Here is a 14,201-nt window from a genome sequence, read left to right on the forward strand (position 1 = left end):
TCACCCGGGCGCGCCCACGCCGCGGGGACCTCAGGCGGCCACGGGCTGCTGGACCTGGGGCTGGGCGCGCTCCTGGTTGAGCACCGCCCACTGCTGGCGCAGCCGCTCGTAGAGGGCGTTGAGCGGCTGGCCCGGGCCTTCGTAGTGGCCGGCGTGGTGTTCGACGAGGTGGCGCAGCAGCGTGTAGCAGAGGGTCGCCGCGCCCGCGGACTCCACAGCGGTGAACTGGCTGTCGTCGGTGAACCAGAGCGTGGTGGGCATCTGGCTGGCCTGCGTGCCCAGGGCCACCAGGTGCGGGCCGGGCTTGAGCCAGGGGTGCTGCGCGAACAGGTGAGGCCGGTCCACCGTGAGCGCGGTGATGAGGTTGGACACGCGCCGGTCCTTGAAGCGGCTGTCCTGATACAGCTGGTTGAACACCAGGCCGCGCACGCGCTTCATGAACACCTGCGACGTCAGCGCCAGCAGGGACGTGACGCGCAGGACGAGCATCTGCGCGAACTCCAGCACCGTGAGCTGCTTGAACGAAGGCCAGACATCCAGGTCCATCTGCCGCTTGAGCAGCGCCATGACGTCGTTGAGCCGTCCCCGCGCCCAGACCAGCGACGTGGCGACCGCCGCGGTCAGCACGCCGGGGATGAGGTACAGGAAGGAGTCGCGAGGCGCCCACCTGCCCTGGCTGGCTGTCTCGAAGCCGCGCCACGCGAGGATGGCCGCGGAGGCCAGCGTCAGCGCGAACAGCCCGTACGCCATCCACGAGACCCCGTTCAGCGTCACCCAGCCGCGCTTCGTCGGGTTCTCCGGGACGTCGTACATCCGGGGGCTCTGCGTGCTCACGTCGGAGATGATGAGCGTGGGCGGGGATTCGGAGGCGGCGTACGCCAGCATCAGGCTGTCGATGCCCTGGTTGTCGTAGATGCCGCCGTCCATCAGCGGCAGGCCGCCCTGGAACTTCGCTCCCAGCGCCTGCTCCGCCGAGTCGAGCGGGAAGTCCTGGGGCCAGTGGAACTGCTGGGGGAACACCAGCGGCTCGAAGCCGCCGGGGAAGCAGGACGACGCGGCCGTGATGTCCGCCAGCCGGATGTGCTGGCCCACGGCGCGCGGCAGCCGGTAGCCGTGGTTTCCCAGCAGCGCGCCGGGCTTGTCGCTGCGGCGGAAGCGGAAGTCCAGGCCGGTGTGGAACTCGGTGGTGTTGAAGATGGCTTCCCGCAGCTGCACGCGGTCCGAGTCCAGGACCTCTCCCAGCCGCCGGTCCCCCAGGAAGTCGGGCCGCGCGTAGAGGTCCGCGGCGGAGCGGATGAGGCTGGCCCAGGCCTGGCTGCCGTGGTCTCGGTTCGACGTCAGCCCCGTCAGGGCCTCGGCGATGACGTTCGTCTGCTTCAGGTAGCGGGAGTAGCTGGCGTGGAACGCGTGGAACGGCTTGCCCTCCAGTTGGCTCGTCACCCACGCCATCCCCGTGAGGGTGCCTCCGGACACGGTGGACATGCCGACCACATCAGGCAGCAGCCCCACCGTGTCCAGGAGCCGCAGCGCCCCCAGGTGGAAGGCCGCCGCGCGGTAGCCCCCACCCGACAGGGACAAGGCAAGCGGCCCGAGCGAACCGGGGCTGGGAGGCATGGATTCTTGACTCATGGGGCGTGTCTTTGAGCAACGCCCATGCCATGCGGGGTCACCTGGGCAACATCCTCGGAGGGGCCTCCACGGCTGCGTCCCAGGAGAACGCGGCGCGTTCCGTCGGCACGAGACAGCCTGCTAGATTCTCGTGGGTGAAACCACGAAAGCAGGCGTTCCCGCGGCGACTTCGCAGAGTGCTGCTCGCCACTGATTTCTCGGAGGCGAGCACCCACGCGGTGGGCAGGGCGGGACACCTGCCACTCGCGGACGGCGCGAAGGTGCTGGTGACGCACGCCCTCCCCAGCCGCATGCCCGCGGAGCTGGGCACCCGCGCGCTCCAGGCCACCGCGCGCGAGCTGGAGCGGGTCGCCGAACGGCTGCGCAAGGTGCTGCGTGCCGAGGGCAGCTCCGCCACCGTCGAGACGCGAATCGCGCGAGGAAAGCCCGTGGAGGCCATCCTGCGGCGGGCCCGGTCCTTTGGCGCGGAGCTCATCGTCCTGGGCCGGCATGGCGACAAGCCGCTGCGGAACATGTTCCTGGGCTCCACGGCGGAGAACGTCATCCGCGGTGGCGAGTTGCCCGTGCTCATCGTCAACCGGCGCGCCCCCGGGCCCTACCTCCGGCCCGTGGTGGCCGTGGACGCGGACGCGGCGTCCAAGCGCGCGGCGAGCTTCGTTCCCACGCTGATGACGCCCGGCGCCGAGCTGACGCTGGTGCACGCGTATGACGTGCCGCTGGAGTACGCGGTGTTCCCCGGGCTGACGACGAAGGAGCACAAGCACTACCAGCAGACGTTCAAGGCGTCCGCGGAGCGCAAGCTCACGGCGCTGCAGCAGGCGCTCGACGCGGTCGACGTCCCCTACCACCTGGTGATGGAGAACGGCGGCTCACGCTCCATCGTCCTCGAGTTCGTGGACGACCAGGGCGCGGACCTGCTGGCGCTGGGCACCCGGGCGCGCTCCGGCGTGGCGTTCGCATTGCTCGGGAGCGTCGCGACGGACGTCATTCGTGAGGCGAAGTGCGACGTGCTCGTCGTCCGCGAGGCCGAGTCCGCCAGGTAGCGAGCGTGAAGGCCCTCCGCCCGCGCGGGCTCAGGCCGAGGGGGCCTTGTCTCCCTTGAGGTCGGACTCCGAAGCACCGGCGGGCGCCTGAGCCGCCTCGGGGGCCGCCGTCGCCGCGTGGGCCGCGCCCGTGAGCGCGTCTCCAGTCACGGCGGTGGACTGGGCTTCGCGCTGCTCCAGCCGCGCCCCGCCCTGCTCCGCCGCGCGGAGGAACTCGTCGTACTCGGACTTGCGCTCCTCTGCCTTGACCTGGGTTTTCACCGACTGCTGTGCCGCGGCGTCCCGGCCCATCATCACCGCGCGCGCGCTGAGCACGACGCCGCCGGCGAAGGCCACCATGCTGAACAGCGAGCCGACATCCCCGGCCCACAGCCCGTACACGCCACTCTGGATGAAGGCCATCGCGTTCAGGAAGACGGCGCCCGTGAGCGCCGCGCCGCCCGCCGTGGTCCACGGACGCAGCTCCATCACCCGCGCGGCGCCGTAGCACAGCAAAGGCAACACCCCGAGCACCCACAGGTTCTCCAGCAGCACCGCCAGCGCCAACCGCAGCACGCCCACGGGCACCGCCTGGATGCGCACGCTCAGCCGGAGCGTCAGCGCCACGCTCAGAATCGACCCCGCGATGAGCGCGATGAACCCCAGTCCCATGATGAACTGGAAGCGACGGACACGGACGCGCAGCGGTTCGAGGACACTCGTCTTGGAGCTCACGGGCAGGCAGCCTACTCCACTTCAGCCCTCATCCTCTTCCAAGTCCGCCGTTCCCCCCGACGTGCGGGCAGGCGGGCCGTCCCCGTAGAAGACCGCCTCCAGCACCAGCCCCTGGGGCGGCGCGGTGGGCCCGGCGCGCTTGCGCTCCTTGGAGGCCAGCACCTCCGCCACCCAGGACTCGGGCCGCCGGCCCTTCCCCACCTCCACCAGCGTCCCCGCCAGGTTTCGCACCATGTGCTTCAGGAACGCGGTGCCCTCCACCACGAAGGACACGGCGTCCCCCGAAGCGCCCTCCACCGTCAGGCTCCGAAGCTCGCGCACCGCGTGCTTCGCCTGGCAGTCCGCGGCCCTGAAGGCGGAGAAGTCGTGCCGCCCCAGCAGGTGCGCGGCCGCCCGCCGCATGGCCTCCACGTCCAACGGCGCGAAGACTTCCCAGTGCGACATCCGCCGCAGGGGCGAGCGCGTGCGCCGGTTGCTCACGCGGTAGCGGTAGCGCTTGCCCCGGGACCAGCGGCGCGGGTCGAAGTCCTCGGCCACCTCCACCGCGTCCACCACCGCCACGTCGGGTGGCAGCAGGCCATTGAGCCCCATGACATAGGCCTTCATCGGCAACACCCGGGGCGCGTCGAAGCAGGCCACCTGCCCGGAGGCGTGCACGCCCGCATCCGTGCGCCCCGCCGACGCCACCGACACCCGCGCCCCCAGCAGCCGCTCCAGCCCCGACTCCAGCACCGACTGGATGGAGGGCCCGTTGGGCTGCACCTGCCAGCCCACGTAGCGCGTCCCTTCGTATTCGAGCGTCAGCTTCAGCCGGGGCATGGGTCAGCGGTACTTGAGCCAGGACTCGAGCAGCTCGGCCACCATGCGGCCCGCGGGCACGTTGTTGCGGCGGGCCACCGCCTCCAGCGCCTCCGAGACGGCGGGACTCAGCGGCACGGCCAGGGTGCGTGGCTCGGTGAGGTCATCGTGGGCCGGGGGCTCCGGCTCCGGAGCGGGCATGGCCTTCGCGGTGTCGAGCGCGTCCGCCACCTCCGACAGCTCCAGGGCCTCCTCGGACGTGGGCGCGGCCGCGGCGCGCACGGCCAGGCGGCGCTGCTCGGCGGCCAGTTCCTCTTCGAAGAGCTGCTTGATGAAGTTGGACAGGTGCAGCGCCGTGGGGGTGAAGTCGTACGCGTCCAGGAAGGCGTCCAGGTCCTTCTGCATCTGCGCGGCCGTCTGGTAGCGCTTGTCCCGGTCGCGCTCCAGCGCCCGCATCAGGATGGTCTCCAGGCGCTCCGGCAGGTCCTCGCGGAAGTACGACGGCGCGTAGATCTTCCCGTCCGTGATGCTGCGCATCACCGCGGCCTCGGACTCGCCGGTGAAGAGCTTGAAGCCGGTGAGCCACTCGTAGAGCACCACGCCCAGGGAGAAGACGTCGCTGCGGCAGTCGAGCGGCTTGCCCAGACACTGCTCCGGGCTCATGTAGCTGAGCTTGCCTTTGATTTCGCCGTTGCGCGTCTGCTCCATCTGGTTGGCGGCCTTGGCGATGCCGAAGTCCAGAATCTTCACCGAGCCATCGAACGCGACGACGACGTTCTCCGGTGACACGTCCCGGTGGACGATGTTGAGCGGGTTGCCGTACAGGTCCACCTTGGTGTGCGCGTGGTGCAGGCCCGCACAGACGCACGAGGCAATCTTCACCGCGTACACCAGCGGGAAGGGAATCCCCAGCGCCTCCGCCTTGGGGACGACGCGGCGCATGTCCCGGCCGGACACGTACTCCATGGCGATGAAGTAGCTGTCGGCGATCTTTCCCAGGTCGTGAATCTGCACGACGTTGGGGTGGTTGAGCTGCGCGGCGAGCCGGGCCTCGTTGAGGAACATCTTCACGAAGGCCGTGTGCTTGGACAGATGCGGGCGGATGCGCTTGATGACGACGGGGGACTCGCGGCCGTCATCCTCCTGCTGATGCGTGAGGAAGATTTCGGCCATGCCTCCCACGGCGATGCGGTCGATGAGGCGGTACTTTCCAAAGCGGCCGGTGTCGCGCTGCGGGGCGGCGGGAGGCATGGCGTCACGAGCCTACCCGTGCCGAGCCGCGGAGTGGCAACAAACTTGGGCGACGCACACCCCGTCCGGCCTGCCCTGACGGACCGCCGTCGTCGACGCTCGCACGCCTGCTAACGGACCTGCACCCGGTGCACCTTCAGCGCCGGCTCCTGCCCAGGCGGCGGAGGGAAGTCCAACGCGGACGGCCCCAATGAGCCCAGCGCCTTCCCCTGCCGTCCCGCCTGGGAAACCCCTTCGAGCACCATGGCCTCGAAGCGGCGGGCAGGCAGCCCCGCGTGGTTGCAGCACGCCACCAGTTGGCCTCCCGGGCTCACCACGCGCGCGGCGGCCTCGGCCAGCCGGGCATAGTCGCGCGCGGCGGAGAAGCGCCCGCTGCGCGTCGTGGAGAACGACGGCGGATCCGAGATGACGATGTCGAAGGACTCCCCCTTCTTCGCCAGGCGCTTCAGCCAGTCGAACACGTCGCCAGCCACGTAGTCGTACCGGTCCACCGGCTGGCCATTGAGGCGCGCGTTCTCCTCGCCCCACTCCAGCACGCGCCGGCTCGCATCCAGGTTGAGCGCCCGCTTCGCGCCGCCCGCCATGGCCACCACGCCAAAGGCACAGGTGTACGAGAAGAGGTTGAGCACGGTGAGGCCCCGCGCCTGCGACAGCAGCCACGCCCGCGTGTCCCGCATGTCCAGGTACAGCCCCACCGACAGCCCCTGCGCCGGACGAATGAGGAACTTCAGTCCGTTTTCGAGCGCGGTGCAGGACTCCACCGCGTCGCCCCGGGCGGGAGCCTCGGGCGCGAGCGACTCCTTCGCCACGTTGGCCAGGACCCGCGCCTCCCGGGGACGCCGCTTGAGGTAGAGGCTCCGAGGCGCCCAGGCGGCCACGGCCGCGTCGAGCAGCGCCTCCTCCTCCGCCGGCGTGAAGTCCCGATAGAGGCTGATGACGTACACGTCCCCCAACACGTCCGCCGTCACGTCTGGCACGCCGTCCGCTTCGGCGTTCACCACGCGCCAGGCCGTGGTCCGCGCGTCGCCCAGCAGCGGCCCACGCCGGCCGCGCGAGGCGCGCAGCGTCTCCACCAGGGAAGAAGGCAATGCGCTCATGCCGCCGCTCAACTGCCCAGACGCGCGCGCGTCCAGACACGCTCCAGCGCCTGGGTCGCCGCGCGGGAAAGCGCCACGTAGTCAAACCCCAGCACCTGGCCCTCCCGCACGCAGACCCGGCCATTGACGATGGTCCACCCCACCGGGGAATGCGCCAGCTGCCCTATCAGATAGGGCGAGTAGCCCGTCTCCGGGTCCGCGGTGGGCACGACGTCATAGACGACGAGGTCCGCGATGCACCCCTCCTCCACATTCCCGGAGGGCAGGCCGAACAGCCGCGTGCACAGCTCCGCCGGGCCGTTGACCAGCAGGTGAGCCACCGCGCCATCCACGTCCGGCATCCGTCCCGAACGGGAGATGCGCAGCACGCCCACCAGCGCGGCGAGCAGCTCGTCCTGGAGGCTGCCATGGCCCCCCGTGCCGAGCCCCAGCAGGTGGACCCGCGACAGCACCGCGTCCATGGGGTCCGAGCCCCGCTCCAGCGTGCGCACGCCCCGGGCCGCCAGCGCCACGAAGGCACCGCTCTGCTCCAGCAGCTCCGCCTCCGCGCTGTCCAGCACGCGCGCATACCCCGCGATGGCCCGCGGCCCGAGCAGCCCCAGCGCATCCAGCCGCGGAACCACGCGCTTGCCGTGCTGCGAGTAGGTGGAGGAGAGGTCGTCCTCGCTCTCCGCGAGGTGGAAGACGGTGGGCGCGTCCAGCACCCGGCTCAGCTCCGCGATGCGGCGCAGCAGCGCGTCATCACACGTGAAGGACGCATGGAAGCCGAGCGCGCCCCGGACCAGCGGGTGGTCCCGCTGCGCGCGCGTGAAGTCCGCGTTGGCGTCCAGCCACGTCTGCGCCTGCTCGGCGCCGTCCAGCCCGTGGGTGGAGTGGCTCGTCACCAGCCGCAAGCCCACCGCCTCCGCGGCGCGAGCCTGGGCGGCGAGCCCGCCGGCCACGTCCTGGCAGGACAGGTGCTCCACCGCCAGGGTGACGCCGTGGCGCAGGGCCCGGGCCGCCGCGTAGCGGGTGAGGGCCTCCACGTCCTCGTTCGTGAGGAGGCGCGCCACGCTCCGGAGCCGGTCCAGGCGCTCGCGGGGCGGCAGCATCAGGAAGTGCCCCGTGGGCGGCAGCAGCTGGCCGTTGACGAGGTGCGTGTGGCAGTCCACCAGGCCCGGCGCCACCAGCCGGCCGTGACAGGCGACCTCCCAGTCCCCGGGCAGCACGGGCACCTGGGCGTCCGGAGCCACGCGGCGGATGGTGTTGCCTTCCACCACCACGGCCATGCCATGGCGGACGCGTCCGTCCGCCCTGAACACGGCACAGTCTTTCAGAAGCAGGCGGCCTTCCATGAAAGCCCTGTTCTACCACGGGCCCGGCGCGGCGCGAGCGGCGCGGCGACCCGCGAGCATGTTAGGGTCCGTACGGTATGACGCCGCTGAGCCCCGCCGTGAACTCCCCGTCTCCCGTGACGGCGCCCTCTCAGCGAGGGGCACTGGCCTTCCGAGGCTTGTGGCTCTTCTCGCCGCGGGCGGATGCCCTCATCGTCGCCCTGCCCCTGGCCCTGGCCCTGTGCACGGCGGCCGCCAACGTCTGGCTGGCCCCGGGCGCCGCGGAAGGCGCGCACCGCCTCTCAGCCTGGACGGCGCAGAACCTGCTCGGCAACGCCACCCACGTCATCCTCACGTTCCTGCTCTTCGCGGTGCACCGGGACGTGCTGACGTCCGCGCCGGGCCAGCCCCGGCAGGTGCTGGCGGGCTCGCTGGCCATGCTCGCGGTGGGCACGGTGCTCTTCTTCACCTTCTACGCGGAGCGCACGGCGCACACGTATGGCGTGGCGGTGATTTTCAACGTCTTCGGCACGCACCACACCCTGTCCCAGCACCGGGGCATCTGGTCCCTCCACGGGCTGCGCGCGGGCAAGGCGGGCCTGCCCGGCGCGTCGGCGCTGGAGCGCAAGCTGCAGCAGATGTACGTCCCGCTGCTGCTCACGCTGCTGCTGGTGCGCATCTTCTTCGTGCCGGAGGCCCCCGGTCCCGACGCGCCGGCGTACCTGGACGTGGGCCAGGGCCACGTGCTGCCGCACGGGGCGCTGGGGATGCTGCTGGCGGTGTGGCTGGGCTACTTCATGCTGCTGTTCCGCGCCGTGCTGCGCGCGGAGGCCGTCAGCGGGCCCAAGGTGCTCTACCTCCTGGCCATGGCGACGGCGACCGGGCTGGTGCTGGTGGCGCCCACCTGGGGCTACGTCATGCTGCCCGGCATGCACGGCCTGGAGTACTACATGCTCACCGCGCGGATGCTGGAGCCGCGCGAGGGTGACACGCCCCGGCTGCCGCGGAAGTTCATCGTCCCGGCGATGATTGCGTCCATGCTGCCGCTGCTGGCGCTGGGCGCGGTGCACGGCCTGCTCCAGCAGGGCGTGGTGCGCGGCGCGCTGGGCAGCAACATGGGCATGGCGGAGACGCACCCCCTGCTGCGCGTCATGACGTCCCTGGGCTTCGCGTGCGTGCTGGCGCACTACTTCGCGGACGCCCTCATCTACCGCTTCCGGATTCCCTCCATCCGCGCGGTGATGTTGAAGCGGCTGGGCTTCAACTAGCCGCGGGGCGCGGCGGCGGCGCCCTGCCGCTCCGCGTTCGCCGCGAAGGCGTCCCGCAGGAACAGCGACAGGCCAGGGCGCACCTTGTCGATGTTCTCCATGAAGCGCGAGTCCGCCACGTACAGCTCCCCCAGGCCTCGGTGCATGGCGGGCGGGCACGCGTAGAACCACTTGCCCAGGTATCGCCGGTGCGCCTCGGCCAGGTCCAGGGCCTCGGCTGACGCGGCGCTGGTGCCCGCCGCGAGCAGGTCCGCCAGCGCCTGGAAGAGGGCGTCCCCCTCCTCCTTGATGCGCTTCCAGTCCTCCTTCTTGTAGCGCGCCGTCCTCCGGGCGGACTCCTTGTAGGCCTCCGTGTTCCCCCAGCGCTGCTTCGCCTCCTCCTCGTACTTCGAGGGGTCGAAGTCGCCGAAGGCCTCGAACATCGCGTCCTTGTCCACGTGCGTCCCCTTCTCCAGCGCGTCCAGCGCTGAGTCCACGGCGTGCACCAGCGCGTCCAGACGGGCGGCCCGCTCCGTCAGGAGCTGCCGCTGCATCCGCAGCGCGGTGCGCAGGTCGAAGGTGGGGTCGCCCAGGATGCGGCGGATGTCCTCCAGCGGGAAGCCCAGCTCCTTGAAGAAGAGCACCTGCTGGAGCTTCTGGAGGTCCGCCTGCGAATAGAGCCGGTAGCCGGCCTCGCTGCGGTCCGAAGGACACAGCAGGCCCAGCTCGTCGTAGTGGTGCAACGCGCGGATGCTGATTTTCGCCAGCCGGGCGACCTGGCTCACCGTCAGGGCCATCTCCACCTCGTGATGAGGAGGTGTAGGGCCTCACGTCGCGTGAGGGTCAACCCCCTGGGCGGGGGTGCTGCCACTTCCGGCCGGGCACCGGGCTGACGACTCAGCCCTCGACCTCGGCCGCCCGAGAGGAGCCACCCGCGCGAGGCAGGTTTGGCTCCCCCCGGAAGGACACGGCTCAGTACGCGTTGTTCTGGCCGAACGTCTTGATGGTCTTCTTCTCGAGGTTGCGCTGACGCTCGGTCGCCTCGGACTCGACGGCGGCGTTACCGGCCAGCGCGTCGGCGGAGGCGCCGAACAGCTTGCGGATGTTGTCGCCGAACAGGGTCACCACGCCGATGGCGGCGATCGCGATGAGGGCGACGATGATGATGTACTCGGTCATGCCCTGGCCACGAGCCTTGCGGAGCTGCTGCTTCTTCGAGATCGCCTTCATGGAACTCTCCGGGGATTGCAGTGGTGGAAAAGACACCCTGCTGCTTGGGTGATTCGTACCCTAGGGCAGATCCCACCTGCACCTCCATCCGTCATCGGGAGGATGCCAGGAATTCTCAGTGATTCCAGGCAATTGGCCCGATTTTGCTGATCCACGGCCCCATTTCAGGGGCCCCCGGGGGCGGCGACGGGCGCCGGGGCCGCCCCTTCGCAGCTCGAACGGGGCAGCGCCTCGCACAGCGAGCGCAGCGCCCGGGCCAGGTGTTCGTCGCCCGGGTGCCGGGCGGCGACCTCGCGCCCCAGGGCCACGGTGTCGTGCAGGGCACCGACCGGCGTCCACAGGGTACGCGAGGCCCAGGTCCGCGCCGTGACGAGCCGCAGGTACGCCGTCACCAGGGCGGGCTCGCGGCCCCCCCGCGCCACCTCGGGCTCCAGGAGCGAGGCGGCCAGCGTCAAATCCTGCTGGGCCAGCGCCGCCTTGCCCAGGGCCAGGGCGGACTCGGGGCTGTCGGGGGCCAGCCGCCGCCACTGGGCGGCCGCGCCGCGCACCATGGGGTCATTGGGCGCGTGGTAGCGCTCGATGTTCCGGTACAGCCCGGCGGCCTGCTCCGCGGTGGGCGGGTGCTGCTGGACGTAGTCGTGCACGAAGAGGCGGTCCGCCCCTTCCGGCGCGCGCCGCTCGTCCCTCACCCGCACGTCCAGGTTCGACACGAAGAAGGCGATGGGCGAGGCGTACTCCAGCAGGTTGTGGTCGTCGGTGTTGATGGGGCCCTCACCGGCGAACTCGAGCTGGCCGGCCTCGCTGTGCACCTGCTTGGACAGCAGCGCGAACACGTCGTTGATGCCCACGCGGGCCAGGTCCTTCCGCACCTCCGGATGCCCCATGCGCTCGGCCAGGCGCGCCGCGTCGAAGGCCAGGGGCTTGCGGCTGGCCACCATCACCAGGTCATGCGGCCCCAGCCACGTGGTGGCGTGCGGGAAGGTGTCGCGCAGGGTGCGGACCACCAGCTTGATGAGGTCCTCGTTGCTCTCGTAGGTGTGAATCCACTGCACCAGCACGCCGTCGTCCGCCAGGTGCCGGTCCACCGTCTGGAAGAAGTCCCGCGTGAAGAGGCCGGACACGCCCGCCACCCACGGGTTGGAGGGCACGCTCACCACCAGGTCGTACTTGCGCGGAGACAGCGCCATGAACGTCTTGGCGTCGTCCACGTGCACGTGCGTGCGAGGGTCGTCCACCGCGTTGCGGTTGTCCGCCTTGAACAGGCGCGCCGCGTCGATGACGGCCGGGGCAATCTCCACCATGTCCAGGTGCTCCACGGGGTGCGCCAGCACGCTGCCCGCGGTGATGGCCGCGCCGGCGCCCACCAGCAGCACCGTCTTCGGCTCGCGCGGGTGCAGGAGCGCGCCCAGGTGGCCGGCCACCACCTGCGTCTCCGCGTCCCCGCCGTTGGACGCGTCAATCTTCCCGTTGAGCTTCATGAAGCGCAGGTTCTCCGACGGCGCGTCCGCCACCATCACCGTGGCGAAGGTGTCGTCCTGGTAGAAGATGGGCCGGATGAGGGCCTCCGTGTCCGCCACCAGCTTCGCGTAGCTCTCCGGCGGCTTCTCATGGGAGCGGATGGAGGCGATGCCCGACAACCGCACCGCCCAGCCGCTCATCCCGCCCAGCACCCCCAGCGCCAGCACCGCCGTGGCGGCCACCGGCCACAAGGCGCGCGCCGGCCGCGCGGGGCGGCCCGGCGCCGCGTGGAAGGCCAGCCCCGCGCCGAGCAGGTTGGCCGCCACGCCCGCGATGAAGTTGCCCTCCATGCCCCACCACGGCATCAGCACCAGCACGCCCAGCGCCGAACCGGTAATCGTGCCCACCGTGTTCCACAGGTAGACGCCGCCCAGTTGGCGCCCCACCTCGGACACCTTGGCCGTGGCCACGCGCGCCGCCGCCGGGAAGGCCGCGCCCATGAAGAAGGTGGGCACCAGCAGCACCAGGCAGCAGAAGCTGAAGGTCAGCACCTGGAACAGCGGCCAGGTGTCCAGCGAGCGCGTCATCATCCACTGCGCCTTGCGGAACAGGTGCGGCAGCCGGACGTAGAGCGGCAGCGCCACGCAGATGCTGGCCACCAGCGCCACCTGGAGCCGGCCGAACAGGCGCAGCGAGTCCACCTGTCCCTTGCGCGTCATCAGCCAGAAGCTGCCCAGGCCGATGCCCATGATGAACGCGGTGAGGATGAGCGTGAAGGCGTAGGTGGAGGCGCCCAGGACGATGGACAGCAGGCGGATCCACGTCACCTGGTACAGCATGGAGGTGAAGCCCGACAGCAGCACGCCGATGAGCGCCGCCCGCACCGCCACGCGCGGATAGGACACCTCCGCCTCGCCCTCTTCCGGGGGAGGCGTCTGTCCCGGCATCAGCGCGGGTGGGAAGCGCCGGGCCAGCGCCAACGCGGCCAGCGCCAGCAGGATGTTGAGCCCCGCGGCCAGCCCCGCCGACGAGGACAGGCCGATGGCGGGCACCAGCTTCGTCCCGGCGATGAACACGCCCACCGCCGCGCCCAGGCTGTTGACGGCGTACAGCCGCGCCAGCTCGTAGCGCACCCCCGACAGGCTGGAGGCGAAGTGCCGCACCAGCGCCGGCAGCGTGCCGCCCATCAGCAGCGTGGGAATCAAGAGCGACGTGGCGGAGACCACCAGCCGGGGCCCCAGCCGCCAGCCATCCGGCACGGAGGGGGCCACGTTCAGCCACAGCGCCCCCAGCACGTCGAGCACATAGGGGAAGGCGAGCGCGTACAGCCCCACGCCCAGCTCCAGCAGGCCGTACAGCGCCAGGGGGTTCCTGGCCCGGTCGGCTGTCCGCCCGAAGACAAATGCCCCCAGCGCCTGCCCGCCCATGAACGTGGCGAGCACCACGGCATGCGCCTGGCCGCTGTTCCCCAGGACATTCCCGAGGTACTTGGACCAGACGAGTTCGTAGACGAGCGCAGTGCCCCCGGACATGAAGAGGAGGCAGGCCACAAGGTTCTTAGGAAAACGCGCCGGAGATGACATGGGGACAGCGCGGAACCTTAGTCGGTATGTTTCAGGCCCATCAAATGAACACCCATCTCCTGCAAGCCGCGATGCTCGCCTGGACTCCAAGCCTGCGGGTGACACGCGCCGAAGGCGACCTCTCCAGCATCCTGCGCCGCCCTGTCGGCGCCCTGTTGGAGCAGCCGCTCCATGAGGTCCTCGGCGTGTCGCCCAGGCGCGCCCGTGAGCTGGACGCCCGCGCCCGCGAGGACCGCCGCGCGGTGGAGTTCGTCTCCGCCCACCTCGGCGGCGAGGACGCCTCCCCCCTCCGGCTGTCCCTGGGACTGGACGGCGGCGAGGCCAGCGCCACCGTGCTGGACCTCAACGCCGTGCTGGACGGCGCCCCCCCGGTGCAGATTTCACGGCTGTCCTCCTCGCTCAGCCACGAGATTCGCAACCCCCTCTCCTCGGTGAAGATGGCGGTGCAGACGCTGGCCCGGAACACCGGCCTCAATGACCGGGACAAGCGGCGGCTCACCATCGCCAACCGGGAGATTCGCACCATGGAGCGCATGCTCTGGCTCCTGTCCGAATACGGCCGCGACACCAGCCCGAAGCTGGACGCCCATCCGCTGCGGGGGGTGGTGCAGGAGGCCACGGAGATGGTGGCCCCCGAGCTGGCCGAGCGGCGCGTGGAGGTCCTGGTGGACGAGGAGCCCGACCTGCCCCGCGTCCGGGTGGACCCGACGCGGCTGCGGCCCGTGCTGGCCCAGGTGCTGCTCAACGTCGCCATGGGCCAGGCGGAGGGCAGCCCGGTGGAGGTGGCCCTGCGCCGGAGCGGGCCCCACCAGGTGAAGATGGTCCTCCACGACCCCGC

General features: G+C 70.9%; 12 protein-coding genes. 3 read left to right on the forward strand and 9 right to left on the reverse strand.

All coding sequences use genetic code 11. The features are described from left to right. Positions 1-30 precede the first annotated feature (30 nt). A complete protein-coding gene (locus G4D87_RS05530) occupies positions 31-1,629 on the reverse strand; it encodes a patatin-like phospholipase family protein (protein WP_240358031.1) in 1,599 nt (532 codons plus the stop codon). Between the two features lie 176 nt (positions 1,630-1,805). Here G4D87_RS05530 and G4D87_RS05535 point away from each other — a divergent pair, with 176 nt between their 5' ends. After that, entirely contained in the window at positions 1,806-2,672 is an 867-nt protein-coding gene (locus G4D87_RS05535; protein WP_240358032.1) for a universal stress protein, read from the forward strand. Positions 2,673-2,702: 30 nt separating this feature from the next. Here G4D87_RS05535 and G4D87_RS05540 read toward each other — a convergent pair whose 3' ends face one another. The 5 genes from G4D87_RS05540 to G4D87_RS05560 form a co-directional block, all read right to left on the reverse strand. Further along, positions 2,703-3,386 (reverse strand): hypothetical protein, encoded by a 684-nt coding sequence (locus G4D87_RS05540; protein ID WP_163779703.1) that lies wholly within the window; start codon positions 3,384-3,386, stop codon positions 2,703-2,705. Between the two features lie 21 nt (positions 3,387-3,407). Then, a complete protein-coding gene (gene truA, locus G4D87_RS05545) occupies positions 3,408-4,205 on the reverse strand; it encodes a tRNA pseudouridine(38-40) synthase TruA (RefSeq protein WP_163779705.1) in 798 nt (265 codons plus the stop codon). A 3-nt stretch (positions 4,206-4,208) separates the two neighbouring features. Further along, positions 4,209-5,435, reverse strand: a complete 1,227-nt coding sequence (locus tag G4D87_RS05550) for a serine/threonine protein kinase (protein ID WP_163779707.1) — start codon at positions 5,433-5,435, stop codon at positions 4,209-4,211. A 110-nt stretch (positions 5,436-5,545) separates the two neighbouring features. Beyond that, the gene (locus G4D87_RS05555) at positions 5,546-6,532 is read right to left on the reverse strand and encodes a class I SAM-dependent rRNA methyltransferase (RefSeq protein WP_163779709.1); all 987 of its coding nucleotides are present in this window, start codon (positions 6,530-6,532) and stop codon (positions 5,546-5,548) included. An 8-nt stretch (positions 6,533-6,540) separates the two neighbouring features. After that, positions 6,541-7,866, reverse strand: a complete 1,326-nt coding sequence (locus tag G4D87_RS05560) for an amidohydrolase family protein (RefSeq protein ID WP_163779711.1) — start codon at positions 7,864-7,866, stop codon at positions 6,541-6,543. A 98-nt stretch (positions 7,867-7,964) separates the two neighbouring features. Here G4D87_RS05560 and G4D87_RS05565 point away from each other — a divergent pair, with 98 nt between their 5' ends. Next, positions 7,965-9,113, forward strand: coding sequence for a hypothetical protein (locus G4D87_RS05565; protein WP_240358033.1), 1,149 nt, complete (start codon positions 7,965-7,967; stop codon positions 9,111-9,113). Here the strand turns inward: G4D87_RS05565 and G4D87_RS05570 are convergent. The 3 genes from G4D87_RS05570 to G4D87_RS05580 all read right to left on the reverse strand — a co-directional run bounded on the left by G4D87_RS05570 (position 9,110) and on the right by G4D87_RS05580 (position 13,312). Next, a complete protein-coding gene (locus G4D87_RS05570) occupies positions 9,110-9,889 on the reverse strand; it encodes a MerR family transcriptional regulator (RefSeq protein WP_205507442.1) in 780 nt (259 codons plus the stop codon). The genes G4D87_RS05565 and G4D87_RS05570 overlap by 4 nt on opposite strands. A 175-nt stretch (positions 9,890-10,064) precedes the next feature. After that, positions 10,065-10,322, reverse strand: coding sequence for a hypothetical protein (locus G4D87_RS05575; protein ID WP_176411347.1), 258 nt, complete (start codon positions 10,320-10,322; stop codon positions 10,065-10,067). A gap of 164 nt (positions 10,323-10,486) precedes the next feature. Beyond that, positions 10,487-13,312, reverse strand: a complete 2,826-nt coding sequence (locus G4D87_RS05580) for a fused MFS/spermidine synthase (protein WP_240358034.1) — start codon at positions 13,310-13,312, stop codon at positions 10,487-10,489. Positions 13,313-13,407: 95 nt separating this feature from the next. On the opposite strand from G4D87_RS05580, the gene G4D87_RS05585 reads away from it, so the two are divergent. After that, positions 13,408-14,201: sensor histidine kinase (locus G4D87_RS05585; protein WP_338044901.1), on the forward strand; the 794-nt coding region annotated here is incomplete at its 3' end.

Source organism: Myxococcus vastator (genome assembly GCF_010894475.1).
Taxonomy (GTDB): domain Bacteria; phylum Myxococcota; class Myxococcia; order Myxococcales; family Myxococcaceae; genus Myxococcus; species Myxococcus vastator.